Genomic DNA, 19,318 nt, shown 5'->3' on the forward strand with positions numbered 1-19,318 from the left:
TCATTTCTCCCGCATGGCGTGGGCGAAGCCGTCGGTGATCGGCGACAGCAGGTAATCGAGCGCGCTGCGCTCGCCGCGGATGATCAGCGCGTCGACCGGCATGCCGGGGGTCAGGTGGACCTCGGGCAGTTGCTCCAGCTCCGCCGGGTCGAGCCGCAGCCGCGCCACGTAGTAGGGGGTGCCGGACGGGTCGACCAGGTGGTCGGCCGAGACGTCGATCACCGTGGCGGCGATGGTCGGCGTCGTGCGCCGCTTGAACGCCACCAGCCGGACCTGGGCCGGCAGGCCCTGGTGCACGCTGTCGATGTCGAGCGGGTTGAGGCGGGCGTCCACCACCAGCGGGTCCTTTTCCGGCACCACGTCGAGCAGCGGCTCGCCGGCGCGGATCACCCCGCCGACGGTGAAGACCTGGAGGTTGACGACGATCCCGTCCTGCGGGGCGGTGACGGCGAGGCGGCGCAGCACGTCCTCCAGCCCGACCAGCCGCTGCGCCAGGTCGGCCAGATCCTTGTCGACCGCCTCCAGATCCTGGGCGATCTCCTTCTGCCGCACCGCCTTCATGTCGGCGATCTGGGCGGCGACGGTGTCGGCCGCCTCGCCGTTGCGGGCCAGACGGCCGCGCAGCTCGGCGAGCCGGCCCTGCAGCTCGGCCTCGGCGCGCTCCAGCGCCAGCACGCGCGGCTTGGGCACCAGCCCCTTGGCCAGCAGCGTCCGGGTGTCGGCGATCTCCTCGCGGATCTTCTCGAGCTGGTGCTGCAGGGAGGTCTCCTGCTGCTTCAGCGCCGCGCTGTCCACCTCGAGGTCGGCCAGGGCCTGGCGCTTGACGGTGAGGGCGCTGGCATGCGCGCCCTGGCGGGCCTGGAAGGTCCAGCGCTGGGTGGCGAGCAGCCGGGCGACGTCGGGGTCGTGCTCGAGCGCCAGCAGGGTGGCGGGAAAGCGCAGGGCGGCCTGGTCCGTGGTCTCGGCGGCGGCTTCGGCGCGCAGCCGGGCCTGGCGGGCCAGGGCGGCGCGCTGCTGGCCCAGCGTCAGGTCGTAGCTGGCCCGCGCCTGGGTGTCGTCGAGCTCGATCAGCACGTCGCCGGTGCGCACGCGGTCGCCGTTGGCCACCCGCACCCGCTTGACGATGCCGCCTTCCAGATGCTGCACCGTCTTGCGGTGGCTTTCCACCGACACCACCCCCGGAGCGACCGCAGCGCTGTCGAGCTGCGCCCAGGCCGCCCAGCCGATGAAGCCGCCGAAGCCGAAGACGATGGTGGCCATGGCGATCGCCATGCTGCGGCCGAGCGCCGGGGCGGGCGGCAGCGACGGCACGCCCCGCAGGGAGGCCGGCGCGGAGGGGATGGCGGGCAGGCTCATGGCGTGCTCCCGGCGGCGCGCGCCACCAGCTTGGGCTCGCCGGCGGCCTTCTCCGCGGCAGGCAGGGCGACCACCGCCCCGGCCCCGTCCTTGGCCGCCTCCCTGGCCCCGTCCCGAGCCGTCTCCGGCGGCCGGCCGGAGAGGCGGGCGGCGGCCTGGGTCGGGGTGACCACCCCCTCGATGATGCCGTCGCGCATCACCGCGACCTTGTCGAGGACGGTGAGCAGGCGGGGGTGATGGGTGATCGCCACGATGGTGCAGCCGCGCTGCTTGGCCTCGCTGACCGCCCGCACCAGCGCCTCTTCGCCGGCGGCGTCGAGGTTGGCGTCGGGCTCGTCCAGCACCAGCAGGCTCGGCTCGCCGAACAGGGCGCGGGCGAGCGCCAGGCGCTGGCGCTGGCCGCCCGACAGCGTGTAGCCGGCACTGCCGATTTCGGAATCGTAGCCGTGCGGCAGGTGCCCGATCATCTCGTGGATGTGGGCGCGCTTGGCGGCGGTCACCACCGCCAGCGGGTCGGCCTCGCCCATGCGGGCGATGTTGTCGCGCACCGTGCCGTCGAGCAGGCTGACCGACTGGGGCAGGTAGCCGACATGGGCGCCGAAATTCTCGCGGTTCCACAGATAGACGTCGTGGCCGTCGAGCCGCACCGCCCCGCCGGTCGGCTGCCAGACGCCGACCAGCAGGCGGGCGAGCGTCGACTTGCCCGAGGCCGAGGGGCCGACGATGCCCACCGCCTCGCCGGGGGCGACGAACAGCGACACCCCCTTCAGCACCGCCCGGTTGGCGCCGGGCGGCACATAGACGAGCCGGTCGATCTCCAGGATGCCCTCGGGCCGCGGCAGCTCCATGGTCGAGCGGCCGGCGCCGCGGTCGGCCAGCAGGGCGCGCAGCCGGCGCTGCGCGCCGAGCGCCGCGGCCCAGCGCCGCCAGTCGCTGATGATGTGCTCGAACGGGGCGAGCGCCCGCGCCACGATGATGCTGGCGGCGAACAGGCTGCCCGGCGAGGCGGCATTGTCGACCACCAGCGAGACGCCCACCGCCATGGCGCCGATCTGGATGGCCATCCGCACCAGCCGCGACAGGGCGCCGAGCGCGGTGGCGCGGCGCAGGCTGGCGTCGGCCAGCCGGTTGGCCTCGTCGGTGGCGGCCAGCCAGCGCCGGGTCAGCGGCTGGGCCATGCCCATGGCGTCGATCACCTCGACATGGCGCAGCGCGCCCAGCAGCTCCTCGTTGGCGGCCAGCGTCGCCGCCTCGGTGTCGCGGCGCGAGCGGCGGGTGGCGAGTTCGGTGGCCAGCGCCAGGACGACCAGCACGGCGGCGCTGGCGACGGCGACCACGCCGTAGGCGGGATGGAAGGCGAACAGCACGGCGAAGAACAGCGGCGACCACAGCAGCTCGAGCGCCGAGGTCGCCGCATTGCCGCCGATGAACAGCTTGAGCTCCTGGATGTCACGCAGGCCCTGGGTGCCGGCCTTGCCGCGCAGGGTCTGCGCGATGATCGCCTCGATGGCGTCCAGCCCCAGCCGCTGGCCCAGCCAGGTCGCCAGCTTCTGGTAGATGCGGATGCGGCAGTAGTCGAGGACGGCGTAGAGCGTCAGCCCGCCGAGCGCCACCACGGTCAGCGCCATCAGCGTGCTGAGGCTGTGGCTGGACAGCACACGGTCGTAGATCTGCATCATGTAGAGCGGGACGATCAGCAGGCCGATGCTGGTGAACAGGCTGATCACGACGGCCAGCGCCATGCCGGGGGCGCAGCGCCGCAGCGCCTCGTCCAGGGGGCTGGCGGCCGGCACTGCGCTGGTGGGCTGGCTCATCGCGCCGGGCTCCTGGCAAAGGCCGCTTCGATCCCGGCGATCGCCGACGCCCAGCGGCCATGGTGCAGGCGTCGGTTGTAGTGGCAGGCCGCCGTGCGGTGATAGGCCGCATGCTCGCGGATCGACTGGCGCTCCATGTGGTAGAGCTCGACGTCGGCGGCATAGCGGCAGTCGCCGCCGGCGGCGCGGATCTTCAGGCAGAAGTCGCTGTCTTCATAATCGCCGATGACATAGTCCTCGCAGATGCCGCCGACCTGGTCGAAGCTGGCGCGGCGGACCGCCAGGCAGGCGCCGGTGACCGCCGGGACCGACCGGCTGCGGCAGGCCGGCGCATGGTCGCGCGGATAGCCCTTGTGGTAGTGCCGGTTGTACCATTCGCCCTGCTCGTCCAGCGCCCAATGCAGCCCGGCATGCTGGAGCGAATCGTCGTCGAACAGCAGCTTGGCCCCGACGACGCCGTTGTCGGTGCGGTCCAGGTGGCGCTGCAGCCGGGGCAGCCAGGCGGTCGGCTCGGCGAGCGGGATGACGTCGGAGTTGAGCAGCAGCAGCCGGGAGCCGGTGGAGGCGGCGACGCCGCTGTTGATCGCCGAGGCGAAGCCGAAGTTGCGGGTGTGGACGACCAGCTGCGCGGCGATGCCGAAGGCGCGGTGCAGGCCGAGCAGCATGTGCTCGAGCTGCTCGGCCTGCTCGGGCGAGTCGAGGACATAGACCAGCTCGGCCGCGGCCAGGCTGCGGTCGAGCGCGAAGGCGGCGGCCTGGTGGCGCAGGAAGCGCAGGTTGCGATAGAGCGGCACGATCACCGACCAGGCCGGACGGGTTGGCGGATCGCCGATCCGGCGGACCGCCGCCACCCGCGGGCCCTGGCGATGGGCGGCCTGCAGCGCCGCCAGGGCCGGGGCCAGCCCGCCGTCGAGCAGGGCCGCCCCGCCGGGGCCCGACAGCGCCTCCACCGGGATCGAACGCAGCAGGAGATCGCGCTGGTCGCTGGCCGACAGCGGCGGCTGGGGGGGAACCAGCTCGACGCGGTGGCCCCCCGCCAGGCGGGCGGCGAGCGTCAGGTGGGTGCCGGTGCCGGGATCGCGCGTCGGCTGGGAGCGGCCGAACAGCAGGCGCTGGCCCGGACGGGCGGGATCGGGATGGGTGTGGCAGGCCACCTCGACGCTGGTGCCGAAGGCGGTGGTGGCGGTGAGGCCGGCCAGCATGGCCAGCGGGTCGCGCAGCCAGCCCTTGACGACGACGCTGCCGTCGGGGAGCGGCAGCGCGTAGTCGATGCCGATGCCGAAGGGCTGGTCGGGAGCCGCGCCGCGCGGGTCGCCGCCGGCCGCCGCTGCCGGGCGGCGATGGAGACGCTCGGCCTCGAGCAGCGCCCGTGCGGCATCCGGAGCGCCGGGCAGGAAGGGCTTGAGCGCGCGCAGCCAGTCGCCGACGGCGCGCGCCGCCCCGGCTTCGCCGCCGGTGCGCGCCAGCAGCGCGCCGAGACCGGAGACGGGCGCCGGTGCGCCCAGGCGGATCAGCCGCAGCTGCTGCCGCTCGGTGAGCACCGCGATGCTCAGCCGGCGGGATGGAGCCGGCGTGTCGAGCAGGCATTCCAGGTGCGGCTGACCGCCGATGACACGCAGGCGCGGCTGCCAGGTCAGCCGCCGCACCCGTCCGGGCTCGATCAACCATCCCATAGAGGGTGGAACCGGCACCGGCCAGGACGCGTGCCACAGGCTGTAGCCGGCGCCGAGCACCACCCCGCGTGCCGACGACCGGCTGGCCGCCGGCAGCTGCGCCAGCAGGTCGCGGCAGGAGCTGTCGCCGCCGCCGCGCGCCGCGGCCTCCAAAGCGGCCAGCACACGGCGATCGAGAGACAAAGGCACGTCGAGGACGGCGGCGTCGGGCATGGCAGAGCGCTTTGATCAGGAACACGCAAAAGCCGGTGCGGGTGGCCGGCGGGACGCCGGCCACCCGCACCGCAACCGGTCAGACGATGCGGACGAAGGTGTCGATGTTGGCGCGCAGCGTCTCCTCGGACACGCCCTGCAGCGTGACGGACGCGCCCTGGCCGAGCGCGATCACCGCGCTGCCCCCTGCATCGTGCGAGATCAGCGGCAGCAGGTCGGCCGGGCTGGTGATGGTCAGGTTGTTGACGTGGGGTGCGATCTGCAGGACGTCGCCCGACTGGAAGTCGGTGATGATGTCGGTGCCGCCGTCGCTCTTGATGACGAAGACGTCGTTGCCCGAGCCGCCGGTGAGCACGTCGTTGCCGCGGTCGCCCGACAGCGTGTCGTTGCCGAGATCGCCGGACAGCCGGTCGTCGCCCTGCCCGCCATAGAGCAGGTCTTCGTTCTGGCCGCCGTGCAGCGTGTCGCTGCCGGCGTTGCCGGCCAGCACGTCGTTGCCGGCGTTGCCGTACAGGGCGTCGTCGCCGAGGTCGCCGTTGAGAGAATCGTTCCCGGCTTCGCCGAACAGGTGGTCGCTGTCCTTGCCGCCGAAGGCGATGTCGTTGCCGTCGCCGCCGGTGATGGTGTCGGCGCCCATGTTGCCGTAGAAGACGTCGTCGCCTTCGGTCGACCAGATGGAATCGTTGCCGGCGCCGCCGGCGATGGTGTCGTCGCCCAGGCCGCCGCCAACCACGTCGTCGCCCGTCCCGCCATCGACGAAGTCGTTGCCGGCGCCGCCGGTGAGCACGTCGTCGCCGCTGCCGCCGTCCAGCATGTCGGCGCCGGGGCCGCCCAGGACGTGATCGGAGCCGACGCCGCCCAGCACGGTGTCGGACCCGCCGCCGCCGGTGATGGTGCTGTTGGCGCCGGTGACCACCACGGCGACGCCGCTGGTGTTCGACAGGTCGATGGTGGTGTCGTTGGCGCTGGTCTTGAGGATGTGGTCCGTCGCCGAGGCCGTGTAGCTGGGCTGGCTTACGATCGAGACGTTGCTTTCGCTCAATCCCAGCCGGTCCAGGATCGACGAGATGATGTCCGCCTGGACGGCGGTGACGCCGGAGTTGGCGGTCGTGTCGAACAACCCACCAGGAATAGTTGCCATTGTTGATGCTCCCCCAAACCAATTCCTGAAAAGAGATTACTGATCACCATTGGAACCGATCATCGGCGGAAGTCCCCTTTTCCTTCCGCTCCGCTGACCCCATTTCCGCGGCAAACTGCTTGACCGCCCACTCCAGCTGCTCGGATGGCTGGAACTGTGTTGTTCTCTTGTCCATCCCCGCCAGCAGCGTGATCCACCCCTCCCCGGCCAGCTTCTGCACGCGCGCCTTGAGGGTCTGGTAGGAGATCTTCTCGATGGCGCGGATCGACTTGTAGCCAAGCGCCTGGCCGCCGTGCCATGCCCGATGGACTTTGAAGAGAAAGACGACCTCATCCAAACTCAGGCGAGCGAACACGCGACCGACGACGACGCTCATCCGGAGGTAATGCTCCACCAGCTGAGCGCTTCCGATCACACCATCGAGCGGGTCTTGGCTCGAATGGGCGAAGTTTTCTGTCGGCCGGGTCATCCACCACCATCCTCAGCTCACCTGCCAGTGCGCCTCCGCCCCGCTATCTAAGGATGTTGGTTGGGTCACTCTGACTGACTTTCTTTCGATTTAGGTAGTATAGGTTACCGCCTCTGCGCAACAAAAGAATGATAGAGAAAAATTGCTAAAATTTTATATTTCAGAGCTGAAACCCAGAATCCGCAGGACTCCCATGGCACCTCCTCACTCCGCTGCGTCAAGTTTCACATACTATGTTATGCATGCGGCAAATGATCACGTGTTCCTTCCTGAGCCAACTTTGGCAGTTGACTTCAAGGTTCCTCTACTTCTGTTCCTTAGCAACCTTAAAATTGTCGATTTTTCGTCTGACTATCCTCCAATGGAAAGCAAAATCTTAAGAATGTTGTACACGCAATGGCGACATCGCCTCTTCATCCATGTCTTTGTATCAAGAGCCAAATGCAACTTTTGAAAGAAAATGATCAACACCGATTTGGCTGCCCGGCTTGCCCTTGACCGCCTCTGATCAATCGAACGGGAGCCTGCGCTTGGCGCCGCACACGCTCTTGCATTCGGCCAAGGAGCCGAAGCCGCCGCTGCCTCGGGCGAACCTCTCCTGAGCACTCGCCACCACCACTCCACCGCCCCTCGCAAACACGCAAAGGTTGAGAATCAGCTCTGCTCGCTGCTTCGGTTTATTGCCCTCATGACAGTCTGGGTTGTTGCGGAAGCCCCGTCCGTTTGCCTCCAGGCCGTCATCCCGGGGAAAGTCATGAATCTGTTTTAAAATAGTTCATAATTGAAAATATTATGCCTCCATTCCCTGAATTGATATCAACGTGATTATCTGGAAGAGCTACAACGCGACGATCCTCATCACCCAAAAAGATGAAATTTTCCACTTAATACACTTTGATGAATCGCACTTCATGGTTGCGAGTCGCCAGGTTTTTTGACAGGCTTGACCATAAGGACGCTCTGTTTTTCCCGTTGAAGATCGTCTTCGCAACCTTGCGTGACCGCACCTTACGCCATGGCGATGGTGCACCCGGCTCCCACCGTCTGGGGCTCAAAATCATGATCGATCTTTCGCCGGCACCGTCGGTGTGCGGCTGTCCGCACCCTTCTGCCCGACCATCGGCCGAACGCCGCCGGTGGGGCGATGGGTCTTGCGACACCGGCGCCACCCCGCGCCGGACCTGTGCTGCTGCCCCGCCCTCTTCCGCGCCCCGACAGCAAGAGGTTTCCGCCATGCCCATCCCTCTGCCGCCCTCAGCGCCCGCTCCTGTCCCCGCTCTCCGGCCGAGGCTGCGGTCCGCTGCGGCAGCGCGGCACAAGGCGGCCCGATGCTGCCCCGACAAGGACCGGTCCACCGGCCGCCCGTTGGCGTCGGCCACCGTGGCGACGGCCTTTCTCCTGCTGAGCGCCGCCCCGGCCCTGGCCCAGGCGACCGGTGGCGGCGGCGACATCACCACCTTCCTGCAGAATCTGGTCAACATCATCACCGGCGCCACCGGCCGCCTGCTGGCGGTGCTGGCGATCTGCGTCGTCGGGGTGGGAGCGTTGCTGGGGGCGCTCAGCATGCGCACCGTCGGTGGCGTGCTGCTCGGCGTCCTGCTGATCTTCTCCTCGGCCTGGCTCGTCGACCAGATCATCGGGGCCTGAGCGATGGAGCCGGAACGCTTGAGCGAGGATCCGCTGTTCCTCGCCTGCACCCGCCCGGCCATGTGGCACGGCGTGCCGTTGGAGGCGGTCGCCGTCAACGGGATGGCGACCACCATCGTCTTCGTGATGATGGGCACCCCGCTCTACCTGCTGGTCGGCGTCGCCCTGCACAGCGCCATCCGCCTGGTGATCGCCTTCGACTACAACATGTTCGGCCTGCTGCGGCTGTGGGCCGACACCAAGGCGCGGGCACGCAATCGCGAGCTGTGGGGCGGCTCCTCGGTCAGTCCGCTGCCCCTCGGCCGCGCCCGCCATGCCCGGGAGGTCCGCCTCCATGTTTAACGCCAGCGCGCGCGAGCGGACGCCGGACACCTATGTGCCCTATCTCGGTCATGCCGCCGCCGGCACCCTGCTGCTCGACGACGGCGCGCTGCTGGCGATGATCCGGCTGGATGGCGTCCCCTTCGAGACCGCCGACCCGGCGGAGGTCAACGCCCGCCATGCCCAGCGCAACATCCTGTTGCGCAACATCGCCTCGGACCGGCTGGTGCTGGCCAGCCACGTCGTGCGCCTGGCCGCCGACGGCGCCGACTATCCGCGAGCCCCCTGCGCCAGCGCCTTCGCCCGCAGCCTCGACGCCGCCTACCGCGAGCGGCTGCGGGCCGGCCGGCTCTTCTGCAACGCGCTCTTCCTGTCGGTGCTGCTGCGCCCGGCCCTGTCCGGCGAACGCCGCCTCGCCGCCTTCGCCCGGCGCCGGCGCGGCGACCGCAGCCGCGCCGCGCCCCCTGACGGGCTGGAGCGGCTCGACGCCGTCGTCGCCGCCCTCCTGCAGGATCTCGAGGCCTATCGGCCGCGCCGGCTGGCGCTGCGCGAGGCCGGCGGCCTCCTGTTCTCAGAGCCGGCCGAGGCGCTGCGCTTGGTGCTGAACGCCGAACCGATGCCGGTGCCGCTGGTCAACGGCCATCTCGGCGGGGCGATCTACACCGACCGCGTCATCGTCGGCCGGGAGGCGATCGAAATCCGCGGGGCCGGCGGCTCGACCTATGCCGCCGCCTTCGGCCTGCGCGAATATCCCGCCACCACCTGGCCCGGCATGTTCGACGGCGTGCTGGCCGCCCCCTACCGCTGCGTGCTGACCCAGAGCTTCGGCTTCCTGAACAAGCAGGCGGCGCAAGCCGTGCTGACCCGCAAGCAGAACCAGATGCTCACCGCCCAGGACAAGGCGGCCAGCCAGACCGCGGCGCTCAGCGAGGCGGCCGACCTGCTGGCGTCCAACGCCTTCGTCATGGGCGACCACCATCTGAGCCTCGTCACCTTCGCCGACAGCCTGGAGGCGCTGGGCGAGGTGGCGGCCCGCGCCCGGCGCGACCTGGCCGACAGCGGCGCGGTGGTGGCGCGCGAGGACCTGGCGCTGGAGGCCGCCTACTGGGCGCAACTGCCCGGCAACATGCGGCTGCGCCCCCGCCCGGGGGCGGTGAGTTCGCGCAACCTGGCGGCGATGGCAAGCCTGCACAACTACCCCACCGGGGCGGCGGGCGGCCATTGGGGGGAACCGCTGACCCTGTTCCGCACCACCGGCGGCACCGCCTACCGCTTCCACCTGCACGCCCCCACCGAGACGGTCACCGACCTCGGCAACGTCTTCGTCGCCGGTCCCGCCGGCTCGGGCAAGACGACGCTGATGCTGTTTCTGGCGGCGATGGCCGAGCGCCAGGGGGCGCAGGTGGTGTTCGTCGACAAGGACCGCGGCGGCGAAATCCTCGCCCGCGCCGTCGGCGGCGTCTATCTGGTGCTGCCGGCCGGCGCCCCGTCGGGCTTGGCGCCGCTGAAGGCCTTGTCCGACAGCCCGGCCGACCTCGCCTTCCTCAAGCACCTGCTCACCGGGCTGATGGCGCAGCCGGGAACCACCCTGCCGCCGGACGAGGAGCGCCGGCTCGACCTCGGCCTGCGCTGCGTCATGGCCCTGCCGCGCGAGGCCCGCTCGCTGGGCGAGCTGCGCGCCTTCCTCGGCCAGGCCGATCCCGCCGGTCCCGGTGCCCGGCTGGAGCGCTGGTGCGCCGGCGGGGCGCTCGGCTGGGTGCTCGACAACGACGGCGATGCGGTGGCGCTCGACACCCCCTTCCTCGGCTTCGACGTGACCGCCCTGCTCGACGACCCGCTCGCCCGCGGTCCGGTGCTGGCCTATCTCTTCCACCGCATCGAGCGCCTGCTGGATGGCCGGCGGCTCATGCTGGTGATCGACGAGTTCTGGAAGGCGCTGCTCGATCCCGGCTTCCGCGATCTGGTGAACGACAAGCTGAAGACCATCCGCAAACTCAACGGGTTGGTGGTTCTGGGCACCCAGTCGCCGGCCGACGCGCTCACCAGCCCGATCGCCCATTCCATCATCGAGCAGTGCCCGACCCAGATCCTGCTGCCCAACGCCCGGGCGGACGCCGGCGATTACCGCGAGGGGCTGAAGCTGACCGCGGCCGAGTTCCAGGCAGTGCGTGAGGATCTGACCGTCGGCGGGCGGCGCTTCCTGCTCAAGCAGGGCACGGCGTCCGTCGCGTGCGAACTCGACCTGACCGGGCTTGAGGATTTCGTTGCCGTGCTGTCGGCCCGCGCCAGCACCGTGCGGCTGATGGAGCGGCTGATCGGCGAGCGGGGAGCGCAGCCGGAGGCGTGGCTGCCCGCCTTCCACCGGCTCTGGCGCACCGCCGCGGTCTGAATGAGGAGGTTTTCCCGATGCCAAGACCCGTGCTGCCCGTTTTGCTGGCGCTTGCCGGCACTGTCACCCCCGGGACCGTCCGGGCGCAAATGACGGTCATCGACCCCGCCAACCTGGCGCGGTCGGTCGAGCAGGTGCAGCAGCTGACCCAGCAGTTGCAGATGATGCAGCAGCAGTATCAGCAGCTCCAGCAAACCTACCAGGCGATCGCGCACACGCCGGCGGCGGCGCTGAACGAGCTCGGCCGCAGCTTCAACATCGATGCGTTGCGCAACGCCCTGCCGGCGCAAAGCAGCGAGCTGGGCGCGGTGATGGACGGCAGCGCCCTGGGACCGGGGGCCTTCGGCAGTGCCGCCCGCGGGCAGTTGGAACGCAACCGCGTCTACAGCCCCGACGGTGCCGACTTCCAGGCACAGGAGATGCAGCGCACCGCCACCAGTGTCGCCGGCGCCCAGGCGATGGCGGGGCGGCTCTACCAGTCGGCCGCCGACCGGGTGACGGCGCTGCAGGGGCTGGAAGGGGCGCTGGCGTCCGCCGCCGACGCCAAGGCGGTCGCCGACCTCGGCGCGCGGATCGGGGCGGAGCAGGCCTACATCCAGGCCCAACAGGTCCAGGCCCAGGCGCTGCTGCTGTGGCAGCAGGCGCAGACGCGCAACCAGGACCAGCGCGTCCAGGAGCGGCGGCGCCAGTCAATCGACGCGCTGATCGCCGAAACCAAGGCCCGGGGGGGCTGACGCGATGACGCGCCCGCCCCTCATCCTCCTGCCGTGCAGCCTGGCCCTGGCGCTTGCCCTTCCGGCGGCGCGCGGCAGCGCCGATCCGCCGCGCAGCGTGAGCTGGTACGCCGACCACCCGCAAGCCCGGGCCGAGGTCCAGCTCGCCTGCGTCGACGACCCCGGCCGGCTCGGGCGCGATCCCGACTGCCGCAACGCCCAGCAGGCCAGCGTCGAGGTCGCCCTGCGCCAGGCCCGCGCCCGCACCGGCACCATGGATCCCCGCGACCCAGCCTATTGGTCTAACGATCCCGAAGCCCGGCGGGGGCAACTTATCATGTGCCGGCGGACTCCCACGCTCGACCATTGCGAGGCCGCCCGGCGCTCGCTGCTGATCGAGGCCGGCAAGGCGGCGAGGTGAGCGGCCATGGACGACATCCAATGGCGGATTTTCGCCTACATCGTCGCCCAGGTGGAAACGCCGCTGGTCGGTGCGGTCACCGACGTGCTGGCCGCCTTCCTCGCCTATGTCGCGACGCCGCTGCGGGTGGCGCTGGTGCTCCACATCGCGCTGACCGGCCTTGCCATCCTGTCGGGCCGGGTCACCGACACCGCCGCCACCCTGGCCGGCCGGATGCTGGCGATGATCCTGGTGGTGTGGATCGTCACCGGCTCGGGCGCCTACCAGGCCTACGTCCACGACCTGTTCTTCACGCTGCTGCCCGGCGGCCTCGCCCGGGCCCTGACCTCCTCGGGCACCGTCAACACGGTCAGTGCCGACAGCTTCGACCAGGTCTGGCTGAAGGCATGGCGCGCCGGGTTGGAGGTGTGGCGCACGCTGGGCTGGAGCGATATCGCGGAAAAGGCGGTGGTCGTGCTGTTCTGGGCGGCCTCGATCCTGTCGACCGCCTTCTGCTTCGCCATCTGGCTGATCTCGCGGGTGACGCTGGCGCTCTACATCGCGCTCGGCCCCCTGCTCGTGCCGCTCGCCCTGTTCGCCGCCACCCGCGCGGTGTTCGAGCGCTGGATCGGCTCGATGATCGGCTGCATCCTCCTGCAGGTCGCCACCATCGTCCTGCTCTACATCGTCCTTATCGTTGAGGGGCGAGTGGTCGGGACGGTGGCGGCGATGGGGTCGGTCGACCCGATGGTGATGCTGCAGGTCCTGCTGGTCGGCGTGATCTTCTTCGCGGTCGCCACCTATGTGGCGCTCCAGCTGCCGGCGCTCGCCGCGGCCTTGTCGGGCGGGCTGGCCAACCACACCGGCGCCCTGATGCGCAGCACGCAAGGCATCCTCGGCTCCACCGGCCGCACCCAGGTCGACATCCATGGCCATTCCCACCGCGTCGGCCGCTCGGGCGCGCTGGGCGCGCTGCACGCCGTCGGCTCGGCGGTGCGGCACGGCGGCACCCCGGCGGCGCGGCGCCGGCCTGCCCCGCCCGGCCGCTCGCTGTCCGGCCATCGGGCGGCGTCGTGAGCATGAAGCCGCCCCCCTTTTCCCACCACATGGGAGCCCCGCCATGATCCGTACCCTGGCCCTCCTGCTGCTGTGTGCCCTGCCGGCCTGTGCCGGCCATCCGCCGCTGGCCGAGGCCTCCGGTCCGCTGCGCCCGCTCAACCCCGGCCACTGGACCCCAAGCGAGGCGGACCTGCGCGCGACCGCCGCGGAGGCGGGGCGATGAGCCCGGCCGAGGCGTGTCCCGAGGCCTTCCGCGCCCGACCGGTTGTCGCCGATCCGGCACTGGCCGCGGCCTACTTCGCCCAGGTCGCCAGCTACGAGGCCGACCGGCTGCGCGCCAGCCGCCGCCTTGCCCGCGCCGGCTTTGCCGTCGGCGCGGTCGGGGCGGCGGTGGGGTTGGCCGGGGCGCTGGCGGTGGCCGCGCTGGTCCCGCTCAAGACCGTGGTGCCGCTGGTGTTCCGGGTCGACATGGCGACCGGGGTGGTCGAGCGCGTCTACGATGTCCGTGGCGGACCGCTGGCGGCGGGCGAGGCTCAGCAGCGTTATTTCCTGTGGCAGTATGTGCGGTTGCGCCAGGGCTACAGTGCGGTGGAGGCGCACGCCAACTTCGATGCGGTGGCGCTGATGTCGGCCCCCCGGGTGCAGGCCGACTACGCCGCGGCCTTCCGCGGCTCCAACCCGGCAAGCCCGCAGGTGATGCTCGGCCGCGACGGCACCGCCTCGGTGCGCTGGCTGTCGACCAGCTTTCTCGGACCCAAGCTTGCCCAGCTGCGCTTTGTCCAGAGCGAGCGCAAGGGCGACGGGGCGATGGCGGTCCGGCGCATGCTGGCGACCATCGGCTTCGACTTCGCCCCCGGCTCGCTCAGCGCCACGGCGATCAACGTCAACCCGTTGGGCTTCGTCGTCACCAGCTACCGGGTGGATGAGGAGGCCACGCCATGACCGCCCAAGCCAGGCTCCGGACGCTCACCGGGCTCGCGCTGGCCGCCGCCCTGCTGGCCGGCCCAGTCCGGGCCGAGCAGGCCCCGCGCCCCGGCCAAGACGATCCGCGGGTCGGCAGCGTCGCCTACAACCCGCTCAACGTCGTGCGCATCGTCGGCAGCCCGACCAGCTCGACGCAAATCCTGTTCGCCGCCGACGAGGAGATCACCCAGGTCGCCATCGGCGACGCCGACGGCTGGCTGGCGCAGCCGGCCGGCACCATGCTGTTCGTCAAGCCGACCGGGCTGCGCCCGCCGACCAATGCGCAGGTGGTGACCCGGCGTCCCGACGGCAGCAGCCGGTCCTATCAGCTGCAGCTGGTGGCGGCCGGGGGACCCGCGGCCGGGATCCAGGAGACCGGAGGCCAGGGCGGGACCGCCGCCATGTTCGCCGTGCGCTTCCGCTACCCCGAGGACGAGCGCCAGGCCCGGGCGGCGCGTCTGGCCGAGACGGCGGCCGAGGCGCGCGAGCGCGCCGCCCAGGCCGGTTTGGCCCAGGCCTGGGCCGATGGCCCGCGCAACTGGCGCTACGTCGCGCAGGGCTCGCGCGCCATCGAGCCGGCCGAGGTCAGCGACAACGGCCGCCAGACCGCCTTCCGCTTTCCCGGCAACCGCCGCCTTCCCGCCATCTACGCCGTCGCCCCCGACGGCAGCGAGACCATCGTTCCCTTCACCATGTCCGGCGACCAGCTGGTGGTGCCGACCACCGCCCGCCGCTTCGTCCTGCGCGACGGGCAGGAGGTCTTGCGCATCCTCAACCGCGGCTTCGACCCGGCCGGCCGCGATCCCGGCACCGGCACCGGCACCGGCACGCCCGGCCTCAGCCGCAGCATCCGCAAGGACGGCTCATGAGCAACCCGGACGATGATTCCGCCGCAGCGCCCGGCGACGGCATGCCCGGCCCCCCCGGGCCGCCCCCGTCCAGACCAGCCCCGCCCGGGCCGGAGGCGGGCCGTGTGCCGGGCGAACGGCACGTCTCCGAGGTGGCCGGGCGCCGCCGCGGCGTCGGCAAGGCCACCGGCGTCGGCGTCCTCATCACCGGCAGCGTGCTGGCCTGCGGCGTCATCCTGCTCACCGCCGAACGGCCCGATCCGGCCGCCGAGGACGGCGTGCTGCCGCCGCCGCGCCCGGCGGTGCGCTACGAACCGCCACCCCTGCCGCCGCCGATCGCACAGGCCGCCCTGCCACTGGCCCCGGCCGTGCCGCCACCAGAGCCCCGGCCGGCGGCCATGCCGGTCGAGACCGGCGCGGCAGCACGCCAGCCGCGCCTGCTGGTCTACACCGCCGGGGTCCGGGCCGGCCCCCCGGCCGCCGCCGCGCCGGCGGATGGCCCCAGGGATGGTTCGTCGGATCCCGGAACCGCCGGCGGGATGGCCGGAGCCCCGGGTGACGACCTGGCCGCCCGCCTGCGGCCGACGCCGCTCGCCGGGGTGGCGGCGCGCGTCCTGCGCCACCAGCCCTATCTGTTGACCACCGGAACGATCATCCCGTGCATCCTGCAGACCGCGATGGACTCCAGCCTGCCGGGCCTGGTCAGCTGCCTGATCCCGCAGGACGTGCTCGGCAAGACCGGCCTGACGCTGCTCGACCGCGGCACCCGGGTGGTCGGCCAGTTCCACGGCGGCGTCCAGCAGGGCGTCGAGCGGATGTTCGTGGTGTGGACGCGGGCGGAGACGCCGCAAGGGGTGATCGTCGCGCTGGACAGCCCGGCGACCGATCCGCTCGGGCGCCCGGGCCTGGAGGGGGCGGTCGACCGCCATTTCTGGCAACGCTTCGGCGGGGCACTGCTGCTGTCGACCGTCGACGGCGCCATCCAGGCCGGGGTGGCGGCGGCGGCGAAGGAGGGCACCACCACCATCAACACCGGCCAGACCCAGGCGGTGATCGCCGAAAGCCTGCGCGGCAGCATCGCCATCCCGCCGACGGTGCGCAAGAACCAGGGCGAGCTGGTCAGCATCCTCGTCGCCCGCGACCTCGATTTCTCCGGCGTCTACGCCATTGGGCCGGCCGCCGGCCGGCCGTCACCCCTGGAGCCGGGGCGATGAGGCGGCCGGGTGAGGCGACCTTGCGCCGGCTGCTGGAGCCGATCGCCGGCCCGCTCACCGACGACGGCGTCACCGACATCGTCGTCAACCGGCCGGGCGAGGTCGGCATCGAGCGCCGGGGACGCTGGCACTGGCGCCCGGTGCCGGCGTTCGACGCCGAGCGGCTCGAGGCGATCGCCACCTTGTGCGCGGCCCTGACCCAGCAGGATGTCGGGCCGGAGCGCCCCTTGTGCGCCTCGGTGCTGCCGGACGGCCAGCGCGTGCAGATCTGCCGCCCGCCGGCGGTGGCGGCGGGCACGCTCAGCCTGACCATCCGCCGGCCCTCGGCCTTCGCCCCGACGATCCCGGATCTCGCCGCCGGCGGCCTGTTCGCCGGCACCGAGCGCGCCGGCGAACAGGCCGCCGGCGTCGATGCCGAGCTGCTGGCACTGCACCGGCGGGGCGACTGGCAGCGCTTCTTCCCGCTGGCGGTCAGGGCGAAGAAGACGCTGATCGCCAGCGGCGACACCGGCTCGGGCAAGACGACCTTTGCCAAGGCGCTCATCGCCGCCATCCCGCTGGCCGAGCGGCTGGTCACCATCGAGGACACGCCGGAATTCATCGCCCTGCCGCAGCGCAACCGCGTGGCGCTGTTCTACAGCAAGGGCGGGCAAGGGGCCGCGCGGGTCGATGCGGAGGACCTGATCGAAGCGGCGCTGCGCATGCGCCCCGACCGGGTGCTGATGCAGGAGCTGCGCGACGGCGCCGCCTTCACCTTCCTGCGCGCGATCGCCGCCGGCCATCCGGGCGCCGTCACCACCTGCCATGCCGCCAGCGCCCTGGAGGCCTTCGACGCCTTGCGCCTGATGGTCAAGCAGCACGAGGCCGGCCGCCATCTGGCCGACGCCGACATCCAGGCCCTGCTGCGCCAGCGGGTCGACATCGTCGCCCACTGCCGGCGCGGGTCCGGCGGCTTCGGCATCGCCGAGGTGTATTTCGACCCGCCGGCCGGGCGGGCCGCCGGCGCCCCCTGCGGGGAGAGGGGGCGGTGAGCGGCTGGGCCGACTGGCCGCTGCCCGCCAAGGCGCTGGCGGCGCTGGGCATCCTTGCCCTGCTGGCCCTGGGCTGGTCGGTGCTGGCCTCGCTGGTCTTCCTGGCCGGCACCCGGCTGCTCACCCCCGACACGCTGCCTGTCTTCCAGTTCTGGCAGTATCTGCTCTCTTACGGCCTGGCGCATCCGGTGGCGGGACCATGGCTGAAGATCGCCGCCGGCACGGCGAGCGCGCTGCCGGCGCTGCTGCTGGCGGGCCGGCTGGCGCGCCAGGGCTGGCCGCGGCGGGCGCGCCCGCTCCATGGCGAGACGCGCTGGGCCCGGCGGCGCGAGCTGGTCGCGGCGGGGCTCTATGCCGGCTTCGGCGGGCTCTACGTCGCCCGCGACCGCCGCGGCCGGGCCTTGCGCTTCGGCGGGCCCGAGCATGTCGCCTGCTATGCGCCGACGCGCTCGGGCAAGGGGGTCGGGCTGGTGATCCCCAACTGCCTGCTCTACGAGGCCTCGCTGGTCTGCCTGGATGTGAAGAAGGAGAACTGGGCGGCGTCGGCCGGGGTGCGGGCTGCCGCCGGGCAGCGGGTGGTCCTCTTCGACCCCCTGGCGCCGGACGGGCGCACCGCCCGCTACAACCCCTTCTCCTATGTCCGGCGCGGCACCATCGACGCCTTCGAGGACGTTCAGCGCATCGCCCAGATGGTCTTCCCCCACGTCTCGGGCGACCAGCAGTTCTGGACCGACGCGGCGCGCTCGGCCTTCACCGGGGCGGCCGGCTTCCTGGCGGAGACGCCGGAGCTGCCGCTGACCTTCGGCGAGGTGCTGCGGCTGCTGTCCAGCGTCGACGGGGCGCATTCGATGATCGCGCGCATCGAGGCGCGCCGCCACGCCGGCCGGCCCTACACCGAGGCCACGGTCAAGGCGCTGGAGGATTACCTGAAGGGCTCGCACGACCTGGTGCACTCGATCCGCAAGACCGTCACCGCGCGGCTGTCCTTGTGGTTCAACCCGCGCATCGACGCCGCCACCGCCGAGAGCGATTTCGACCTGCGGGCCCTGCGCACCGCGCTGCACGCGGTCTATATCGGCGTCACCCCCGACAACATCGCCCGGCTGCGCCCGCTGCTCGCCCTGCTCTTCCAGCAGCTGATCGACCTCACCGTGCGCACCCTGCCCCAGCACGACCCGGCCGCCCGCCACCAGGTGCTGGTGCTGCTCGACGAATTCCCGCTGCTGGGGCCGATGCCGGTGCTGGCCGACGCCTTCGCCTACATCGCCGGCTACAACATGCGGCTGATGCTGATCATGCAGAGCAAGGCGCAGCTGCGCGACCGCGCGCTCTACGGCCCCGACAAGGCCAACGCGATCCTGGAGAATTGCGGGCTGGAGGTGGTGTTCGGCACCAAGGACCTGGCGCTCAGCGAGGAGCTGAGCGCCCGGCTCGGCTACGACACGGTCGAAGGCACGGCGCGCAGCGGGCCGCGCTTCTGGCGCGTGCTGCGCCGCGACCGGCTGAGCCAGACCGAGACCGACCAGCGCCGGGCTCTGCTGCTGCCGCAGGAGATCGCCCGGCTCAAACCCGACGAGGCGATCTTGATGCGCCCCGGGCTCTATCCGGTCTTGGCCCGGCGCATCCGCTACCACAGCGATCCCGCCTTCGCGCCGCTGCTGCGCCCGCCGCCGCTGGTGGCGCCGATCGACATTCCGGTGCGGCTCGACCAGGGCAAGGGCTTCGAGCCGATCGCCGGCCCGGCCTCGCCCACCCCGCCGCCGTCCCCTCCCGCCGCCGCGGGTCGACCGCGCCGCCGGACGGGCAAAGCGGCGCCGGCCACGGCAGAGGAGGCCGCGGCGGACGGCGCGGGCGGTGCGCCGTCGCCGCCCGCCGTCCAGCCCGTCCCCCCTTCGGTGGAGGCGCCGAACGGACTGCAGCCCCAACCGGCCGACGGGCTGATCGCCGCCATCATGGGAACCGAGGTGGATTTGAGCGGCTATGGGGTGGCCGACGCCAAGGCGGCGGTGGCCGCCATCCTGGACAAGCTGCCGACCGTCGAACGCCCCGGACGCGGCGGCGGCTGAG

17 protein-coding genes are annotated in these 19,318 nt (G+C 71.7%); 12 read left to right on the top strand and 5 right to left on the bottom strand.

Annotated features, from left to right (window positions below; genetic code table 11):
* The 5 genes from J2850_RS17955 to J2850_RS17975 all read right to left on the bottom strand — a co-directional run bounded on the left by J2850_RS17955 (position 1) and on the right by J2850_RS17975 (position 6,666).
* Complete coding sequence (locus J2850_RS17955; RefSeq protein WP_209984099.1) at positions 1–1,356, bottom strand: HlyD family type I secretion periplasmic adaptor subunit; 1,356 nt, start codon at positions 1,354–1,356, stop codon at positions 1–3.
* On the bottom strand, positions 1,353–3,170 hold the full coding sequence (locus J2850_RS17960) for a type I secretion system permease/ATPase (RefSeq protein ID WP_209984101.1): 1,818 nt from the start codon (positions 3,168–3,170) through the stop codon (positions 1,353–1,355). Before J2850_RS17960 ends, J2850_RS17955 begins: the two co-directional genes overlap by 4 nt.
* On the bottom strand, positions 3,167–5,056 hold the full coding sequence (locus J2850_RS17965) for a glycosyltransferase (protein ID WP_209984103.1): 1,890 nt from the start codon (positions 5,054–5,056) through the stop codon (positions 3,167–3,169). The genes J2850_RS17960 and J2850_RS17965 overlap by 4 nt, the downstream gene beginning before the upstream one ends.
* 79 nt (positions 5,057–5,135) lie before the next feature.
* Positions 5,136–6,197 carry a calcium-binding protein gene (locus tag J2850_RS17970; RefSeq protein ID WP_209984106.1) on the bottom strand — a complete coding sequence of 354 codons (1,062 nt, stop codon included), beginning with the start codon at positions 6,195–6,197 and terminating at the stop codon, positions 5,136–5,138.
* Positions 6,198–6,240: 43 nt separating this feature from the next.
* Complete coding sequence (locus tag J2850_RS17975; RefSeq protein WP_209984109.1) at positions 6,241–6,666, bottom strand: hypothetical protein; 426 nt, start codon at positions 6,664–6,666, stop codon at positions 6,241–6,243.
* A gap of 1,365 nt (positions 6,667–8,031) precedes the next feature.
* Here J2850_RS17975 and J2850_RS17980 point away from each other — a divergent pair.
* From J2850_RS17980 to J2850_RS18035, 12 genes are read left to right on the top strand one after another with little or no spacing between them, the layout of a single operon-like run.
* Positions 8,032–8,313, top strand: coding sequence for a TrbC/VirB2 family protein (locus J2850_RS17980; protein WP_209984113.1), 282 nt, complete (start codon positions 8,032–8,034; stop codon positions 8,311–8,313).
* 18 nt (positions 8,314–8,331) lie between these two features.
* Positions 8,332–8,655 (top strand): VirB3 family type IV secretion system protein, encoded by a 324-nt coding sequence (locus J2850_RS17985; protein WP_209984116.1) that lies wholly within the window; start codon positions 8,332–8,334, stop codon positions 8,653–8,655.
* A complete protein-coding gene (locus J2850_RS17990; RefSeq protein ID WP_209984121.1) occupies positions 8,648–11,023 on the top strand; it encodes a VirB4 family type IV secretion/conjugal transfer ATPase in 2,376 nt (791 codons plus the stop codon). The genes J2850_RS17985 and J2850_RS17990 overlap by 8 nt, the downstream gene beginning before the upstream one ends.
* 17 nt (positions 11,024–11,040) lie before the next feature.
* A complete protein-coding gene (locus J2850_RS17995) occupies positions 11,041–11,757 on the top strand; it encodes a type IV secretion system protein (protein WP_209984122.1) in 717 nt (238 codons plus the stop codon).
* Positions 11,758–11,761: 4 nt separating this feature from the next.
* Positions 11,762–12,157, top strand: coding sequence for an EexN family lipoprotein (locus J2850_RS18000; RefSeq protein ID WP_209984125.1), 396 nt, complete (start codon positions 11,762–11,764; stop codon positions 12,155–12,157).
* Positions 12,158–12,163: 6 nt separating this feature from the next.
* Entirely contained in the window at positions 12,164–13,213 is a 1,050-nt protein-coding gene (locus J2850_RS18005) for a TrbL/VirB6 family protein (protein ID WP_209984127.1), read from the top strand.
* A gap of 43 nt (positions 13,214–13,256) precedes the next feature.
* Entirely contained in the window at positions 13,257–13,418 is a 162-nt protein-coding gene (locus J2850_RS18010; protein WP_209984130.1) for a hypothetical protein, read from the top strand.
* Entirely contained in the window at positions 13,415–14,137 is a 723-nt protein-coding gene (locus tag J2850_RS18015) for a VirB8 family type IV secretion system protein (protein WP_209984133.1), read from the top strand. The genes J2850_RS18010 and J2850_RS18015 overlap by 4 nt, the downstream gene beginning before the upstream one ends.
* A complete protein-coding gene (locus J2850_RS18020; RefSeq protein WP_209984137.1) occupies positions 14,134–15,027 on the top strand; it encodes a TrbG/VirB9 family P-type conjugative transfer protein in 894 nt (297 codons plus the stop codon). The genes J2850_RS18015 and J2850_RS18020 overlap by 4 nt, the downstream gene beginning before the upstream one ends.
* Positions 15,024–16,220 (top strand): type IV secretion system protein VirB10, encoded by a 1,197-nt coding sequence (gene virB10, locus J2850_RS18025; protein ID WP_209984139.1) that lies wholly within the window; start codon positions 15,024–15,026, stop codon positions 16,218–16,220. The genes J2850_RS18020 and virB10 overlap by 4 nt, the downstream gene beginning before the upstream one ends.
* Positions 16,217–17,251: a P-type DNA transfer ATPase VirB11 gene (gene virB11, locus J2850_RS18030; protein WP_209984142.1), complete on the top strand. Its 1,035-nt coding sequence runs from the start codon at positions 16,217–16,219 to the stop codon at positions 17,249–17,251. The genes virB10 and virB11 overlap by 4 nt, the downstream gene beginning before the upstream one ends.
* Positions 17,248–19,317: a type IV secretory system conjugative DNA transfer family protein gene (locus tag J2850_RS18035; protein ID WP_209984145.1), complete on the top strand. Its 2,070-nt coding sequence runs from the start codon at positions 17,248–17,250 to the stop codon at positions 19,315–19,317. The genes virB11 and J2850_RS18035 overlap by 4 nt, the downstream gene beginning before the upstream one ends.
* Position 19,318 lies beyond the last annotated feature (1 nt).

The organism is Azospirillum picis (genome assembly GCF_017876115.1).
Taxonomy (GTDB): Bacteria; Pseudomonadota; Alphaproteobacteria; order Azospirillales; family Azospirillaceae; genus Azospirillum; species Azospirillum picis.

Bases quoted from the DNA above. Each gene is read 5' to 3' on its own strand.
- J2850_RS17955 (WP_209984099.1), bottom strand. From the start codon at position 1,356: ATGAGCCTGCCCGCCATCCCCTCCGCGCCGGCCTCCCTGCGGGGCGTG.
- J2850_RS17960 (WP_209984101.1), bottom strand. From the start codon at position 3,170: ATGAGCCAGCCCACCAGCGCAGTGCCGGCCGCCAGCCCCCTGGACGAG.
- J2850_RS17965 (WP_209984103.1), bottom strand. From the start codon at position 5,056: ATGCCCGACGCCGCCGTCCTCGACGTGCCTTTGTCTCTCGATCGCCGT.
- J2850_RS17970 (WP_209984106.1), bottom strand. From the start codon at position 6,197: ATGGCAACTATTCCTGGTGGGTTGTTCGACACGACCGCCAACTCCGGC.
- J2850_RS17975 (WP_209984109.1), bottom strand. From the start codon at position 6,666: ATGACCCGGCCGACAGAAAACTTCGCCCATTCGAGCCAAGACCCGCTC.
- J2850_RS17990 (WP_209984121.1), top strand. From the start codon at position 8,648: ATGTTTAACGCCAGCGCGCGCGAGCGGACGCCGGACACCTATGTGCCC.
- J2850_RS17995 (WP_209984122.1), top strand. From the start codon at position 11,041: ATGCCAAGACCCGTGCTGCCCGTTTTGCTGGCGCTTGCCGGCACTGTC.
- J2850_RS18000 (WP_209984125.1), top strand. From the start codon at position 11,762: ATGACGCGCCCGCCCCTCATCCTCCTGCCGTGCAGCCTGGCCCTGGCG.
- J2850_RS18005 (WP_209984127.1), top strand. From the start codon at position 12,164: ATGGACGACATCCAATGGCGGATTTTCGCCTACATCGTCGCCCAGGTG.
- J2850_RS18010 (WP_209984130.1), top strand. From the start codon at position 13,257: ATGATCCGTACCCTGGCCCTCCTGCTGCTGTGTGCCCTGCCGGCCTGT.
- J2850_RS18015 (WP_209984133.1), top strand. From the start codon at position 13,415: ATGAGCCCGGCCGAGGCGTGTCCCGAGGCCTTCCGCGCCCGACCGGTT.
- J2850_RS18020 (WP_209984137.1), top strand. From the start codon at position 14,134: ATGACCGCCCAAGCCAGGCTCCGGACGCTCACCGGGCTCGCGCTGGCC.
- virB10 (WP_209984139.1), top strand. From the start codon at position 15,024: ATGAGCAACCCGGACGATGATTCCGCCGCAGCGCCCGGCGACGGCATG.
- virB11 (WP_209984142.1), top strand. From the start codon at position 16,217: ATGAGGCGGCCGGGTGAGGCGACCTTGCGCCGGCTGCTGGAGCCGATC.